Genomic DNA, 14,680 nt, shown 5'->3' on the forward strand with positions numbered 1-14,680 from the left:
CTGACAGAATTAACACATAAACTTCGAAAGATGAATAAAAATTCAGTAAGGAGAGAACTATGTCACGAAAGAGAATTGAAAAAAATTTGGCGTATGACGATGGGAAAAGACTATTTTATGTTTACTTTGATTATGGCCGGGATGCATTTGGTAGACGTATGAGGAAAACCAAAACATTTTCACAGAAGGAGATAGCAAAGGAAGCGCTGTGCCGTTTTGAGATCAGGCGTTTACAAAATAGACTGACACCTCCGACGCAGATGACCTTAGAACATTGGCTATCATATTGGCTTGAAGATGTAATACGGCCTAACCGGGAGGATACCACCTATTACTGTTACCATAGCATAATTACTAATCACATTATCCCTATATTAGGAAAGGTAAAGATTCAACAGCTTACACCATATCAAATTCAAGCGTATTACAATCAAATTATGAGGGAAAAGGGACTAAGCTCAAATACAGTGTATAAACACCATATTCTTCTGCATACAGCACTGAAAATGGCACATAGACAAAAATTATTGCCAGAAAATCCGATCGACCTAGTGGAGGCTCCCCACCAGCAGTTGCCCAGTCAGTCTTACTATAATCCAAAGCAACTAAATAAGCTGTTCCGGGCCGTAGAAGGGGACTGGCTTGAGATTGTTGTTAAGCTGGCTGGATACCTTGGGCTGCGCAGAAGTGAGATTTGCGGCTTGAGATGGGAAGATGTTGATTTAGAAAATGGAGTTATTCAAATCCAATGTGTACGGACTACAGCGGGGGGTAAAGTAGTTGAGAAACAACCGAAGTCAGAAAGTTCTATTAGAAAGTTGGGAATTGCCGGTATAAGTGACTTGGTCGATCTATTAAGAGAAGAACGTTTTAACCAATTACAACAGAAGAAACAACTCGGTAAGGCATATTGGGATAGCGGCTATGTAGTGGTAAAAAAGGATGGAAGCCCTTGTCAACCGAATCAAGTCACCAATATATTTCGTCAATTTATTCAGCTCCATGGATTGCCGCATATTACGATTCACGGACTCCGGCATACTTTTGCCAGCGTGGCGAATAGCGCAAAGGTTCCGTTGGTCGATATCGGAAAAGCGCTGGGGCATAAAGATATTACAATTACTGGGCGAATCTATACACATTTGTTTGACCAAACGCACCAGGAAGTATTAAACATGGTGGCATCTAGAATTTGTATCGAATGAAAACTCCTCCCCATGTACAATCATAACATTCTGTGAATTCTATTAATTTATGGTTGGATCTGGACGATATAAAAAATAACGGGACATCAGCAAAAAGATTGCTTCTATCAAGGTGCGAATCAAAACTACTATCTTCATTGCGCATCTTACTCTCTTGAGTTGATTATTGCTTAGGTAGGGAAGACGGATATCTGTAGGAAAAGTAGTAGACTGTCCGCCCAAGTAAAATAGTTTCAAAGCCCTATAATAAAGAGTCCGTGTTACTGTAGCCCTAGGCCACAGTAGCTCGGGCTTTTTATCATCCTCTCATTGTCCTGCTTTTGTCTATTATGCGACAAAAATCCTTTCTAAATGAGGCATAATGCTGAATTTATGCGATCAAGCCAGAAACTTTTTTAAAGTGGAAATGAACCTTCCGCTTTAACCTTTATACTTCAATCACAGGGCAAGACGAGGGCGGTGAGAGGAATGACCCCGTCAGAGCGGAGAAGCGAAATCCTACGTCTGCTATGTAAGAGGAGGCACCAAACAGCCATAAATCTTGCGACAGAGTTTGGTGTTTCTGAGCGGACGATTCGAAACGATTTGGTGATTCTCTCCTGCTATTACCCGATCCAGGTTACACGGGGACGATATGGTGGAGGGGCTCATCTACCAGAGTGGTTCCATCTAGAAAGTCGGATGTTATCCCCAAAGCAGGAAATACTTCTCCAAAAGCTAAGATCCGCCTTAGACGGGGAGGAACTCCAAATCATGAATAGCATTTTGGCCCAGTTTGCCCTGTATTGGGAGTATCGGTGATCTACCGATTTCCGTTCTGATCCTTGCAAATAGAACATCCGGCAGCGGGATACGTCTGCTGACGAGAGGCCCTCTGGAAGGGGGCTGAAGCGACACTGGAGGATGCGCCAAGACCACCTGTGCGGGCCGTGAACCCGCATCAAAGACGGCCAAGGAAGGTGCAGAGCGGTGCCCATCTGTCCACAAAGCAGCCTGTGGCGGGCTGTTTCGCATTGCGGCTGGTTTTTATCCGGCCCGATCCTCGTCAGCAATCTGATAATGATACTCCTGTCCAGCCACAGCCCCGGGTGATACCGGGATCAAGCAATGGGGGCAGCTCGGAGAGATCCTCGGAGGGGTGAGATTCCCGTGATGTGTGCCAACACAGTCCGTCTGCTGCCGCCCTGACACCTGGGGAAGTAGTGTCGAATACAGGTGCGGAATGATTGCTTTTGGAAATCTAAGATTTCAGAAGATAGGAAGCGGAGGCCGCTCCCTGCCCATTTGGGAGCGGCCTCCACCTGAAACGAGGGTTGGCCATGAACCAGAATATCAATTATATCGGGATGATGAACCTCCTCCGCCACCTCCAGACTGCCGGCCTTGTCAGTCGGAAGGAGGCCGGGAGGATCGCCGCCCGCCTCCGGACGGAAACCGGGGCAGACGTCATATTTTCCCCCTAATTTTTGTTGGGGTTGGATATGGATATTTTGCGGATGTGCTGGTATTGTGTGTTGCTGACAGGAGATTCCTGTAATATGAGAAAATCCGGCATTTGAACAGAAAAAGGACATTCCGTACAATGGTAAACATGCAGGGTCAAGCGCCCTAATTGAATCAACCATTGAAAGGAATGTCCGAGATGAGTGTAGCACAGAACGAGAAAATCCGTCAAGTCACAGAGACAACAATGGTCATTGGAGTGGATATTGCCCGCGATACCCATTGGGCAAGAGCGTTCGACTGGCGCGGCCTTGAACTGAGTAAGGCAGTCAAGTTTGAGAACAGCGCAGAAGGCTTTCACTACTTTCTGTGCTGGGCATCTGAGTTGGCAGCAGAACAGAAGAAGGGCAGAATCATGGTGGGGCTTGAGCCAACGGGACACTACTGGTTCACTCTGGCGGCGTATCTGCAAGGGGGCAGTATGAAGTTGGTGCTGGTCAATCCATACCATGTGAAGTGCAGCAAAGAACTAGACGATGGACATCCCAGCAAGAGCGACTAGAAGGATCCAAAGACAATCGCAAAGTTGGTGCTGGAAGGGCGCTATGTACTCCCATACATCCCACAAGGGCTGTATGCGGAACTGCGAGTCGCCATGAACTGCCGCTGGAGAGTACAGAAAGAGCTCACTTCAGTGCAGAATCAAATCCAGCGTTGGCTAAAAATCTACTTTCCAAAGCACAAAACTGTGTTTGGGGAATTTGAGGGTATTGGAAGTATGGCGCTGCTTCATGCAGCACCGCTTCCCTCCAATTTAGTCGCTTTAGGTGTAGATGGAATTAACCAGATATGGCGACAGATGAAACTACGTTGTGCTGGCCTTAAAAGGGCTCAAAGGGCCTTTGAAGCGGCCCAAAACAGCGTTGGATGCACAACGGGTATTGAAGCGGCCCGCATGGAGCTGCAAATTCTGCTGGAGGACTATGACGCTAAACTTCAGCAGTATGAGCGTATCATGAAGGTTGTGGAAAGCCTGTGCAGGCAAATCCCAGAGGTGGAAGAACTTCTTAAAATCAAAGGGATTGGTCTCATCACTGTCGCTGGCATCTTTGCTGAAGTTGGAGACCTCCGGCGCTTCTCATCCCCACGCCAACTTCAGAAACTGGCAGGACTCGCCATCACTGAAAACAGTTCTGGTAAACATAAAGGCCAGACGGAAATCAGCCGGCGAGGGAGAGCGCATCTACGAGCAATCCTGTTCCGGGCAGTGATGCCGCTGGTGGCGAGAAACGAGGAGTTTCAAAAACTCCACCATTACCTCACAACGAGGGCAGAAAACCCACTGAAGAAAATGCAGTCAATCATTGCGATATGCTGCAAGCTGCTTCGGGTGTTCTACGCAGTAGCCACAAAGGGCTGTGCATACAGCGCCGAGAAAATGCTTGCTGACATCCGCAGAAACCAGCCGCTGAAGGCTGCGTAACTCACTTACAGGAAGTGTCTCCCTGTTGCGTCGCGGAGAGACTTACAGAGCTTCCGTTCCAATTGATTACACAAAAATACAGAGCCGGTAGTTGGTCAATGTAAATCGCCATTAGAGCTTAGACTCGGTACAGGAGAATGACTGACACCACTTTGCAGGCAAGCAGGACGAAGGAATATAGGGCAACGGCCCTGATAGAAATGGGAGGTTTGCTGCTGCAAAAGATGTGGTTTACCGTATGGCCTGTCATCCAGAAACCACTGGATGCTGGCTTTGCTGCACCCATTTTTCGCAGGAACCTGCACTTGATGCTGTTCCTGTCTGTATCCTGCTCTGTATGAACTTGTGTAATCCTGCGAAAACGAGAGTATCACTGAGAATAACTAAGACTATATAGGGAGGCGATTTCGTGGACGAGCAGAAGAAAACCAGCGGTTCCCTGGCGCTGAACGGTGCGCCCCAGGTGATTACCATCCCGCCCAGCGATCCTGTCCGGGATCGGAAACTCCGTGTGGCAGCCTATGCCCGGGTGAGCTCCAGCTCGGAGGATCAGCTCAACTCCTTTGCCACCCAGAACGCCCACTACACGGAGCTCATTGCGGCCAACCCGGAGTGGGAGTTCGTGGACGTGTACGCGGACAAGGGTATCACCGGCACCTCGGCGGAAAAGCGGGACGACTTCCAACGGCTGCTGGCGGACTGCCGGCGGGGTCGGGTGGACAAGATCCTGGTGAAATCCTCCTCCCGGTTTGCCCGGAATGCCAAGGAGTGCCTGGAAGCCATCCGGGAGTTGAAGGCCCTGGGGGTAGGGGTGTGCTTCGAGGAGCAGGGCATCGACACCTCTGAGCTGGCCGGAGAGTTTCTCAGCGCTATCTTCGCCATGATGGACCAGAAGGAGAGCGAAAATATCTCCCACAATATGCGATGGAGCTATCAGGTACGAATGCGAGATGGCACATATCGCCCCTCATATCTCCCTTACGGTTTCATTCACAAAAATGGGGATATACAGATTCATCTGGAGCAAGCTGAAATCATTCATAGAATTTTTGGGGAGTATTTATCCGGTATCAATGTAGAAGAAATTGCAGCTGGGCTGCGCAAGGACAATGTCCCAAACAGAAGCGGAAGGCCAGCTTGGAGTTCAACGGGGATACGGTATATCCTATCCAACGAAAAATACATAGGGGATTCCCAATGGCAGAAATACTATACGACCACCTCACTTCCGTTTCAGTCAAAAGTGAATCATGGTGAAGTGGATTCCTACTATGTACGCAGTACCCATCAAGGTATCATTACACCAGAAGAGTTTCGTGCCGCAAATCTGCTGATGAAGCAAAGAAGGGAAAAAATCATGCCGCCTTCTTTGCATATGTACCCGTTTAAGCAGAGAGTTTTCTGTGGTAACTGTAATTCGGTTTTCCGCCGAAAAGCAATGAATGGGAATATGTATTGGGTCTGTATTGGAAGAGATAAGAATCGAACAAATGGCTGTCCAATTATGCCAGTTCTTGAGATTGAAATCGAGCGGGCATTTCTTCGGCTATATTATAATCTCCGGCATCAGGGCCTGCACATTCTCACCCACCTGCTTGCAGACCTCCAGAGTGCCCGGAAGGGCAGGTTGCTCTGGAGCCTGGACATCGTGGCAATCAACCAGAAAATTGCAGATATCACCCGTCAGGATCGACTGTTGGCCCAGCTCAAGCAGCAAGGGCTTGTCGACCCTGACATTTTTATATCCCGCCAAAACGAGCTGGCGGAACAGCTCCGCGCTACAAAGCTGGAGAAGGAACGGTCCCTGAAGGCTGAGGAGGATCAGACAATCCAGCAGACCCAGGAGCTGATAGAGACCCTGGAGGCCGGGCCGGCCCCCCTGGACACCTTCGATGGGGAGCTGTTCCGCGAGCTCGTGGACAAGATTATCGTGGAGAGCAATGACCGCCTGCGGTTTCGGCTGGTCAACGGCCTGGAGCTGGCAGAACCTATCGAAAGGATGGTGCGGTGATGGGGAGCAACCGGAAGCGGCCCTTCGGCTACAAAATGGAGTTCGGGGAGATCATGCTCCACCCGGCAGAGGCGGAGACGGTGCGCTGGATCTATGACAGTTACCTGGCCGGGGCCAGCTACAACGCCCTGGTGGACAAGCTCCGGGAGCGGGGCATCCCCTACGATGGAGACAAGTCCTGGAACAAGAACATGGCGGCCCGCATTCTGGCAGACCGCCGGTATACCGGCGAGGGTGGATTCCCGTCCATCATCACAGAGGGTCAGTTCCACATGGTGCAGGCACGGCGACAGGAACGGACAACGCCCTGCCAAAAGAGCCCAGCCCAGAAGGAGCTTCGGAAGCTGTGCGGCGGCAGCCCACCGGCCTGGGTGGAACGGCAGGTACTGGGCCTCCTGAACCGCCTGATCCAGTGTCCAGAGCGTATCACCTGCTCCGTGTTGGAGGATGAGCCACCGACAGAGGTGATGAAGCTGCGCCGGGGGCTGGACGAGCTCCTGCACCGCCCGCCAGTAGACGAGGCTCAGGCCAGAGATCTGGCCTTCCGGTTGGCCACCCTCCAGTTAAATGCCATCGGGCCGGAGGAGTATGAAACCCTCCGCCTTCGGAGGCTGTTTCAGGGACGGGCACCCATGGCAGAACTGGAGCAGGAACTGCTCCATGAGAGCGTCCGCCGCATCACCGTCAGCAACGGGACGGTCACCGTCCTGCTGAAAAATAACCAGACCTTGGAAGGAGGAAATTGCACATGAACGATACCGCGCCCAATGTCATCGTCATCCCAGCCAAAGTGGAAACACCCCAGGAACAGGAGAAAAAGCGCCACCTGCGGGTGGCCGCCTACTGCCGGGTGTCTACGGACAGCGAGGAGCAGCTCTCCAGCTATGAAAACCAGCTCTCTTACTACACGGAGAAGATCATGAAGGAACCGGGCTGGACCATGGCCGGGGTATTCGCAGACGAGGGCATCACCGGCACCTCCACCTGCAAGCGGAAGGAGTTCCTGCGGATGATCCGCCAGTGCAGGCAGGGGAAGATCGACATGATCCTGGCCAAATCCGTCTCCCGCTTCGCCCGCAACACCGTGGACACCCTCAACTTCACCCGGGAACTGCGGGGCCTGGGTATCCCGGTGATCTTCGAGGAGCAAAACATCAACTCCATCTACCCGGAGAGCGAGTTTCTGATTACCCTGCATGGGGCTTTCGCCCAGGCGGAGAGCGAGAGCACCAGCAGCCGGGTGCGCTGGGGCAAGCGTCAGGCCATGAAATCTGGCCACGTCACCATGCAGTACAAGCAGCTGCTGGGTTATGAGAAGGGCCCGGACGGCAAGCCAAGGATTGTTCCGGAGCAGGCGGAGACGGTGCGCTTCATCTACGACCGCTACCTGGCCGGGGACAGCATCCGGGAGATCAAGGCGGCCCTGGAGGGCCGGGAAATCCCCACGGTCTCCGGGAAAAAGGAGTGGATGGCCTCCCATATCCGGAGCATCCTGACCAACGAGAAATACTGCGGGGACGTCCTGCTCCAGAAAACCTTCATCCAGGACTGCATCAGCAAGAAGGTAATCCCCAATACCGGACAGCTCCCCAAATACCTGATTCAAAACCACCATGAGGGTATCGTCAGTCGGGAGACCTTCGACGCTGTCCAGCTGGAGATGGCCCGGCGGAACGCCAAGGCGGGCGCCACGCGAAAGAGCACCCCCACCGGCCGGGGCAAGTACAGCGGCAAGCATGTCCTCAGCAACCTGCTGTTCTGCGGGGAGTGCGGGACGGCCTACCGGCGGTGCGTGTGGACTCAGCGCGGAGTCAAGCGCCCCGTATGGCGGTGTGTCAGCCGCCTGGACTATGGGAAGAAGTTCTGCACCCAGTCCCCCACCCTGGACGAGGAACCGCTCCAGCAGGCCATCCTGGCCGCCGTCAATGCCGTCATGCTGGATCGCGACACCCTGGCCCGGCAGCTCACCGCCGTCATGGAGTGGGAGCTTGCTCCGATGTTGGGTGAGAGTATGAGCCTGGCGGACATCGACCGGGCCCTGGAGGAGCTGAGCAGCCAGTTCAACAGCCTGCTGGCCGAGGCGTCCGCCAACCCAGCAGAGGACTATACGGAGCGGTTCCGGGAGTTGTCCGAGTCCACCGCCCGTCTCAAAGAACGGAAGGCACAGATGGAGGGTGCCTTCCAGGAACAAGGGCGGCTCCAGAACCGCCTGCGGGCGGTTTCGGCCGCCATGGAGCACATGACGGCGGAGCTGACAGAGTGGGACGAGGAGGTCGTCCACCAGCTGCTGGAGAAGGTGACGGTGCTCTCCCGGGAGAAGATCCGGGTGACTTTCCGGGATGGCCGGGAGATCGAGCAGTATGTAGCGCAGCCCAAAAGGAGGAAGCTGGCATGAAGATCTTCGCTACAGGCGACACCCACGGGAATTTTGAGTGGTTCCGCCCGGAATACTTCCCAGAGGGCGGCGCGGCCTCCCATGACACTGAGGACGGCATCCTCAGCCTGAACGATCCCAACTTTGAGCGGAAATACCTGACATTGAAGCGGAAAGAGCGGAGGAGCATTACTCATTCCTAATCCCGATGTCCACCCCGTAGGGCGGAGGGGGTATCGCGCCGCCTGCGGCGCGTATCTAGGGGGAACTGGTTCCCCCTGGAAGGCGCGGCTTTAGAGCGCAACGATGCGTTTTCCGCAGAAAACGCCCGCGCCTTGACATCCTCACCCACTGCGCCCCCACCAGCATCGCCCTCCAGCTCTCCCGGAACAATGTGGCGGATCACCTGACGGACTTCCTCCAGGAAGTCAAAGACCGGGCACAATACCACTACTGGCTATTCGGCCACTACCACAACAACAAAGCCATTGACACCAAGTACATTCTCTTGTGGGAGCAAATCGTGCAGATACTATAGTCAGAAGGCCCTAAGGGAAAGGGCGGCGGCTCCGCCGCCTTTTCCTTTGTGGCTTTCCAGCTGAGAAAACACCGTATCCCTATGGCACAGATAGAACAAATGTGCTACAATCAGCATAAAGGATTCTGGGGAGAAGATACAACAGAGATGGATGACGGTATGTAGATCATGTGAGGCTGGCCCCGATAATTGGACGATGCCCGTGATATACTAAGCAGGAAGGGAGCGACCGGGGCGTGAAGGAGAAGTGCTATGTTTGCTGCGATCTGAAGAGCTTTTACGCCTCGGTGGAGTGCGTGGAGCGGGGGCTGGATCCCATGACCACCAATCTGGTGGTGGCGGATAAGCGGCGGACGGATAAGACCATCTGCCTGGCCGTGACCCCATCCCTGAAAGCCTACGGCATTTCGGGCCGGGCCAGGCTCTTCGAGGTGGTGCAGAAGGTCAAGGAGGTCAACCTCCGGCGGCAGCGGCAGGCCCCCGCCCGGCGGTTTGCCGACGCCTCCTGGAACGATCCGGAGGTGAGGGAAAATCCAGCTCTGGCACTGGATTACCTGGTGGCCCCACCCCGGATGGCCCACTACATCGACTGGAGCACGAAGATTTATAGCGTCTACCTGAAATACATCGCGCCGGAGGATATCTTTCCCTACAGCATCGACGAGGTGTTTATCGATCTGACCCACTACCTGGATACCTACAAAATGACGGCCCGGGAGCTGATCCAGACCATCCTACTGGATATTCTGAACACCACCGGCATTACTGCCGCGGCGGGGATGGGGAGCAACCTGTATCTGGCCAAGGTGGCCATGGACATTGTGTCCAAGCACATCCGGGCCGACCGGCATGGCGTCCGTATCGCCAAACTCACGGAGGACAGCTACCGCCGTCTGCTCTGGACGCACCGTCCCCTGACGGACTTCTGGCGGGTGGGCAAGGGCTACACAAGCAAGCTGGAGGCCCACGGCCTGTACACCATGGGGGATATCGCCCGGTGCTCCATCGGCAAGCCCACGGACTACCACAACGAGGAGCTGCTCTATAAGCTGTTCGGCGTCAACGCGGAGATCCTGATTGATCACGCCTGGGGCTGGGAGCCCTGCACCATCGCGGATGTGAAGGCGTACAAGCCGGAGCACAAGAGCATCGTCTCCGGCCAGGTGCTCCAGTGTCCCTATGACTTTGACAAGGCCCGGCTCGTGGTGCGGGAGATGGCGGACGCCCTGGCCCTGGAGCTGGTGGACAAGGGCCTGGTGACCAACCAGCTGGTGCTCACCGTGGGCTATGACCGGGAGAACCTGGACGACCCGCGCCGCCGTCAAAGCTACCGCGGCCCGGTGACCACCGACCGCTACGGGCGGAGCATCCCCAAGCACGCCGTGGGCACGGAGAACTTTGCCTATACTTCGTCATCCAATGACCTGCAGAGAGCGGTGGCGGCCCTCTATGACCGGATCGTGGACAAGAACCTGCTGATCCGCCGCCTGAGCATCAGCGCCAACAGGCTGTTGGACGAGGCGGAGGCCCCCAGGGAACCGGAGGCGGAGCAGCTGGATCTGTTCACCGACTACGCCGCCAGAGAGGCGCGGGAGCGGGCGGACGAGGCTGTCCACGCCCGGGAGCGGAAGCTCCAGGAGACCATGCTGGGCATCAAGAAGCGCTATGGCAAGAACGCCATCCTCAAAGGGCTGAATCTGGAGGAGGGCGCTACCGCCAAAGAGCGCAATCAGACGATTGGAGGACACCAGGCATGAGCGGGCCTTACGATGATATCATAAACCTCCCCCGTCCCACCTCCTCCGGGCATCCTAGGATGCCCATCTGCGACCGGGCCTTCATCTTCAGCCCCTTTGCCGCTCTTGCCGGCCATGGGGCCGCCATCGTGGGGACCGTCCGGCGGACGGAACAGCGCATGGAACTGGACGAGGACGCCACGGCGGAGCTGGATCGGAGACAGGCCGTACTGCTGGAGCATTTGAACGAACAGCCAGAGATTACCGTCACCTGGTTCCGGCCTGACGAGCGGAAAGAGGGCGGGGCGTACCGAACGGCCACCGGCCGGCTGAAAAAGTTCAAGGAACTGGAACGGATTCTGGTTCTGGCGGACGGGACGGAGATCCCGCTGGAGGATGTGGCGGCCCTGGAGAGCGATATCTTCCAGATGCTCATATATAGTTGACTACAGAAGGGAGCACAGCGTATCAATCGCCGTGCTCCCTTTTGCGGCCAGATCAAATTAGGCGCAGGGCGCCGGAAAGGAGAGCCCAATGAACATCAGAAAACCAACCGATTACAGCGCCATGTATGGGATACTGGATCAGCTCATGGGGGCGGAGTTCCCGCAGATGGAGCTGTACTTTGAGATCGGCAGGGCCGTTTGTGCCCGCCCGGAGAAGGGCGCGGCGGTCATGGCCGCCGAGTATCTCCAGGAAAACTATTCGGAGGCCAGGGGCTTCTCCCCACGCAACTTGCGCCGGATGCGGGAATTATACCGGGCCTATGCCGACAATCCAGAGTTGCGAGCGCCGACCCTGAAACTGGGCTGGACGCAAAATGTGGCCATTTTGGAGGGCTGTGAGGGCAGCCAAGAACGCGCCTGGTATCTCCGGGCTGCACTGGAGCACCGATGGACCAAGGCGGAGCTGCTGGAGCGGATCCAGGCCGGGGTATGGCTGCAATCCACACTCGACGAACAGTTGGATTCCTGCTATACTGAGGAAAATACAGTGAGTGTGGAGTGTCTGGAACATGAGGAAGATCCTTTTTGTGTGTCACGGCAATATTTGTCGGAGTCCGATGGCCGAGTATGTGATGAAGGACTTGGTGAAAAAGGCAGGCCTGGAGGACGAGTTTCAGATTGCCTCGGCGGCCACCAGCCGGGAGGAGATCGGCAACCCGGGCTACCCTCCGGCCCGGCGGAAGCTGGCGGAGCACGGCATCTCCTGCGGCGGTTACGCCGCCCGGCAGCTCCGCAACCGCGACTACGAGGAGTACGACCTACTCATTGGAATGGACAGGGCCAACCTCCGCAACAGCTACCGCATCTGCGGCGGCGACTTCAACGACAAGATGCACCTCCTGATGGAATACGCCGGCCGCCGGAAGGGGCCCCCACGCGAGCCCAGAGAAGCGGGTCGCGCGGGGAGAGGAGAAGCAAGGGAGCGTTCGGAGTTTTCGCCACAGGCGGAAACGGAGAAAAGCGGACTTTGCTTCGACGAGGTGGCCGACCCCTGGTACACCGACGACTTCGACGCCACCTGGCGGGATGTACTGGAGGGGTGTCAAGGGCTGCTGGATGACTTGCTGGCGAAGGGAGGAAAGACCTCATAAACTATTGATGCTGTGTGGCTACCCCATTTTATCGGAGATCTACAAACTGTGTCTTTTGGGGGAAGTTTAACTTAATTACCCGCCTTGGAACTACTTAACGAGTATCTACAATTTTTTTGCACTCCCAAATATTTACCATATATTTTGAATTATTACGGGTTAAGCAGAAATTCAAAATCCAGTTTACAATTTCTTTGGCCTTGGGGAATGTCAAAATCTCTTTTAAAATTCCCCCAGTAAATCCAGAAATCCCGGCTATCGTTGCTAAGTTTCCGTCTATTGTATAGCCCAATAACCCGCCAATTCCAAAACCGCCGATTTTAATAGATGTCATAAGGTGTTTTTCAAAGGTGTCAAACTTTTTATATTTTTGAGGCGTTAATTCGCATGTGGCCATCTTAATTTGCTTCTGGAATGTTTCGGCATACGCCAAAATGTAATCCCTTTCTAATGGTTTGTCACCATTTAACGCTTTATTGCAATAGTCCTCAAATGAATTAAGAGCCTTGCGTAAGGCAACACCGAATCCGTCATTTCGATATTTAATGATATCTTCTAAGGAGATCGTATCAACATTAACGCCTATCCCTTGAAGGAGAACCTCTAGATCTGGTGGAATTGGTAATGGCTGTACACTATATTGAGGTTTAACATATAATTTTGATATGCTATTTTTGAATTTGTCAGGATTATATGTTGCTTGAGAGTCTAGGCCAAATAAGACTGGATATGTAATAGCCTCGTTAAGGATTTGCAATGACTCATAAACCTTTTGCATATCTTGAAATCTACCGACCTCTTGAGCTTCGTACTCATATCCAAAAATGCATAGATCTGCATACATCACAGATACGTCATCCATAATTGCTTTTTTGAGGTCATCTTTGCTGATCCCCGGTAATTTGTCAGCCCACTTTTTTTGAATTTCTAAAGTAGAAGCAATTCTCTCTACTGGTATTTTTTGACGAGCAATTTCAAGTGTGTCACTCATTCCAAATACATCTAGAAGTGCCACGCCGCGAGCCCATAATGAAGGAGGAGGCAGTTTCCCTCTAAATAAAGGCTCAAAATGCGATGCACTATAGTCATGGGAATTCCCAATAATGGGTATGACGATATTGTTGCGGCAAAGAGTAAGAAAATCTTTATAGGATAGGCCAAATCGCTTTTCAATAAGATCTTTAGGCCATGGTGGGAGATATACAATAGTTTTATCATATAACAGCGAGGTTAATTTGAGTGGAACATTTCCCCGAATATATGAGACGCTACTACCAGGATCTGAAAATATGCCTTTCAAATCTGGATAAATATCTTTGTAGTCCTTTACTAACCCTTGCTTCGACAACCGCTCTGAATTTGAGCTAATAATATTTCCCTGTTGAATATGGTATTCGTGTAGCTTTTCATATGTATTCATAGATATACCCCCCAAGTTCTTACTGTCTTTTCTTCATCCAGCTCCCTTTCATATTCATACCACCTCAAAACCTCCATTCCGTAAGAGGTATAGCAGTTACGCTTTTAATGAAATTTATATCCACATGCAATAAGAAGTAGCTTAGTAGCGTGTAAATAACTTGTCAGGGGCCTAAGCACCTATCATTTTAATATGTATGAAATACCTGGTCAAGGGCAGCAGGGGAAAACATTCGCAAGATAACAACAAAACACTGTTAGGCTCGGGGCAATATAGCACGACAGAAAATATCCAGATTGGTGTAGTGTTCCAAAAAAATAACCACACCTTTTGGTGTGGTTATTTTTTTATGGATACCGTGAGGACTTCACATACTCGGCAGAAGTGAATTCCGCCTGCGCCAAGGTTTTGGCTTTCGGCCAAAACACTTGTACAGCGCAAAAGCGCCGCCGGCCAGAAGGCTGCTTCAGCGAAATGCTGAATCTTTTTCGTATGCATATGCCAAGTTAAAAGCTACATTTTGGTCTTGTACTGCAGGGCTGAAATGTAGCTTATTTTTTTATAAAACCTCCATAATATTGGCATTTACCCAATGTTATGGAGGTTTTGTTATGTTCAAATAAAAAGTAGATGTTCAACTAGCTGCTGGGAAAAAGTCGTCGTGCATAGAACAACATACATTAACAATACATTTTTCTATTGAAGAGTGCATGATATCTGAAATAGAGAAAAAAGAGTGCTTCGTATACCTAACTAGTGTAAATCAAGGGTTTCCCAATCTTTTGTATCGGCAATACAAAAGTCTGCAAATAAAAAGTCAAGCCTCTGAATGAAAAAATCCTCATTGGAAAACAGGGCAGGCAAAAAAGGCCA

General features: G+C 52.5%; 11 protein-coding genes and 2 pseudogenes. 12 read left to right on the forward strand and 1 reads right to left on the reverse strand.

Going from position 1 to position 14,680, the window contains the following annotated elements:
* The first annotated feature begins 59 nt into the window (after positions 1 to 59).
* The 12 genes and pseudogenes from ACESY8_RS09005 (at position 60) to ACESY8_RS09060 (ending at position 12,387) form a co-directional block, all read left to right on the forward strand.
* Positions 60 to 1,205: a site-specific integrase gene (locus ACESY8_RS09005; RefSeq protein ID WP_196011423.1), complete on the forward strand. Its 1,146-nt coding sequence runs from the start codon at positions 60 to 62 to the stop codon at positions 1,203 to 1,205.
* Positions 1,206 to 1,673: 468 nt separating this feature from the next.
* Positions 1,674 to 2,006 (forward strand): DeoR family transcriptional regulator, encoded by a 333-nt coding sequence (locus ACESY8_RS09010; protein WP_196011425.1) that lies wholly within the window; start codon positions 1,674 to 1,676, stop codon positions 2,004 to 2,006.
* Positions 2,007 to 2,524: 518 nt separating this feature from the next.
* Complete coding sequence (locus ACESY8_RS09015) at positions 2,525 to 2,668, forward strand: hypothetical protein (RefSeq protein WP_283619063.1); 144 nt, start codon at positions 2,525 to 2,527, stop codon at positions 2,666 to 2,668.
* Positions 2,669 to 2,847: 179 nt separating this feature from the next.
* Positions 2,848 to 4,131: pseudogene (locus tag ACESY8_RS09020) on the forward strand (IS110 family RNA-guided transposase).
* A 409-nt stretch (positions 4,132 to 4,540) separates the two neighbouring features.
* Positions 4,541 to 6,142, forward strand: coding sequence for a recombinase family protein (locus ACESY8_RS09025; protein ID WP_195495633.1), 1,602 nt, complete (start codon positions 4,541 to 4,543; stop codon positions 6,140 to 6,142).
* Positions 6,142 to 6,894 (forward strand): recombinase family protein, encoded by a 753-nt coding sequence (locus ACESY8_RS09030; RefSeq protein WP_196011427.1) that lies wholly within the window; start codon positions 6,142 to 6,144, stop codon positions 6,892 to 6,894. The genes ACESY8_RS09025 and ACESY8_RS09030 overlap by 1 nt, the downstream gene beginning before the upstream one ends.
* Positions 6,891 to 8,537 carry a recombinase family protein gene (locus tag ACESY8_RS09035; protein ID WP_196011429.1) on the forward strand — a complete coding sequence of 549 codons (1,647 nt, stop codon included), beginning with the start codon at positions 6,891 to 6,893 and terminating at the stop codon, positions 8,535 to 8,537. The genes ACESY8_RS09030 and ACESY8_RS09035 overlap by 4 nt, the downstream gene beginning before the upstream one ends.
* Positions 8,534 to 8,719 (forward strand): hypothetical protein, encoded by a 186-nt coding sequence (locus tag ACESY8_RS09040; protein ID WP_196011435.1) that lies wholly within the window; start codon positions 8,534 to 8,536, stop codon positions 8,717 to 8,719. Before ACESY8_RS09035 ends, ACESY8_RS09040 begins: the two co-directional genes overlap by 4 nt.
* Positions 8,720 to 9,290: 571 nt before the next feature.
* Entirely contained in the window at positions 9,291 to 10,811 is a 1,521-nt protein-coding gene (locus tag ACESY8_RS09045) for a Y-family DNA polymerase (RefSeq protein WP_196011431.1), read from the forward strand.
* The gene (locus ACESY8_RS09050; protein WP_196011433.1) at positions 10,808 to 11,236 is read left to right on the forward strand and encodes a hypothetical protein; all 429 of its coding nucleotides are present in this window, start codon (positions 10,808 to 10,810) and stop codon (positions 11,234 to 11,236) included. Before ACESY8_RS09045 ends, ACESY8_RS09050 begins: the two co-directional genes overlap by 4 nt.
* A 166-nt stretch (positions 11,237 to 11,402) precedes the next feature.
* A pseudogene (locus tag ACESY8_RS09055) lies at positions 11,403 to 11,714 on the forward strand (DUF1016 N-terminal domain-containing protein); the annotation flags it as partial.
* A 91-nt stretch (positions 11,715 to 11,805) separates the two neighbouring features.
* Positions 11,806 to 12,387, forward strand: coding sequence for a low molecular weight protein-tyrosine-phosphatase (locus tag ACESY8_RS09060; protein WP_243283859.1), 582 nt, complete (start codon positions 11,806 to 11,808; stop codon positions 12,385 to 12,387).
* A gap of 94 nt (positions 12,388 to 12,481) precedes the next feature.
* Here ACESY8_RS09060 and ACESY8_RS09065 read toward each other — a convergent pair whose 3' ends face one another.
* A complete protein-coding gene (locus tag ACESY8_RS09065) occupies positions 12,482 to 13,807 on the reverse strand; it encodes a hypothetical protein (RefSeq protein WP_283619070.1) in 1,326 nt (441 codons plus the stop codon).
* Between the last annotated feature and the right edge of the window lie 873 nt (positions 13,808 to 14,680).

This window comes from Clostridium sp. ATCC BAA-442 (assembly GCF_964239415.1).
In the GTDB taxonomy this organism is placed as follows: Bacteria; Bacillota; Clostridia; order Oscillospirales; family Oscillospiraceae; genus Flavonifractor; species Flavonifractor plautii.

Bases quoted from the DNA above. Each gene is read 5' to 3' on its own strand.
- ACESY8_RS09005 (WP_196011423.1), top strand. From the start codon at position 60: ATGTCACGAAAGAGAATTGAAAAAAATTTGGCGTATGACGATGGGAAA.
- ACESY8_RS09010 (WP_196011425.1), top strand. From the start codon at position 1,674: ATGACCCCGTCAGAGCGGAGAAGCGAAATCCTACGTCTGCTATGTAAG.
- ACESY8_RS09015 (WP_283619063.1), top strand. From the start codon at position 2,525: ATGAACCAGAATATCAATTATATCGGGATGATGAACCTCCTCCGCCAC.
- ACESY8_RS09030 (WP_196011427.1), top strand. From the start codon at position 6,142: ATGGGGAGCAACCGGAAGCGGCCCTTCGGCTACAAAATGGAGTTCGGG.
- ACESY8_RS09035 (WP_196011429.1), top strand. From the start codon at position 6,891: ATGAACGATACCGCGCCCAATGTCATCGTCATCCCAGCCAAAGTGGAA.
- ACESY8_RS09040 (WP_196011435.1), top strand. From the start codon at position 8,534: ATGAAGATCTTCGCTACAGGCGACACCCACGGGAATTTTGAGTGGTTC.
- ACESY8_RS09050 (WP_196011433.1), top strand. From the start codon at position 10,808: ATGAGCGGGCCTTACGATGATATCATAAACCTCCCCCGTCCCACCTCC.
- ACESY8_RS09060 (WP_243283859.1), top strand. From the start codon at position 11,806: ATGAGGAAGATCCTTTTTGTGTGTCACGGCAATATTTGTCGGAGTCCG.
- ACESY8_RS09065 (WP_283619070.1), bottom strand. From the start codon at position 13,807: ATGAATACATATGAAAAGCTACACGAATACCATATTCAACAGGGAAAT.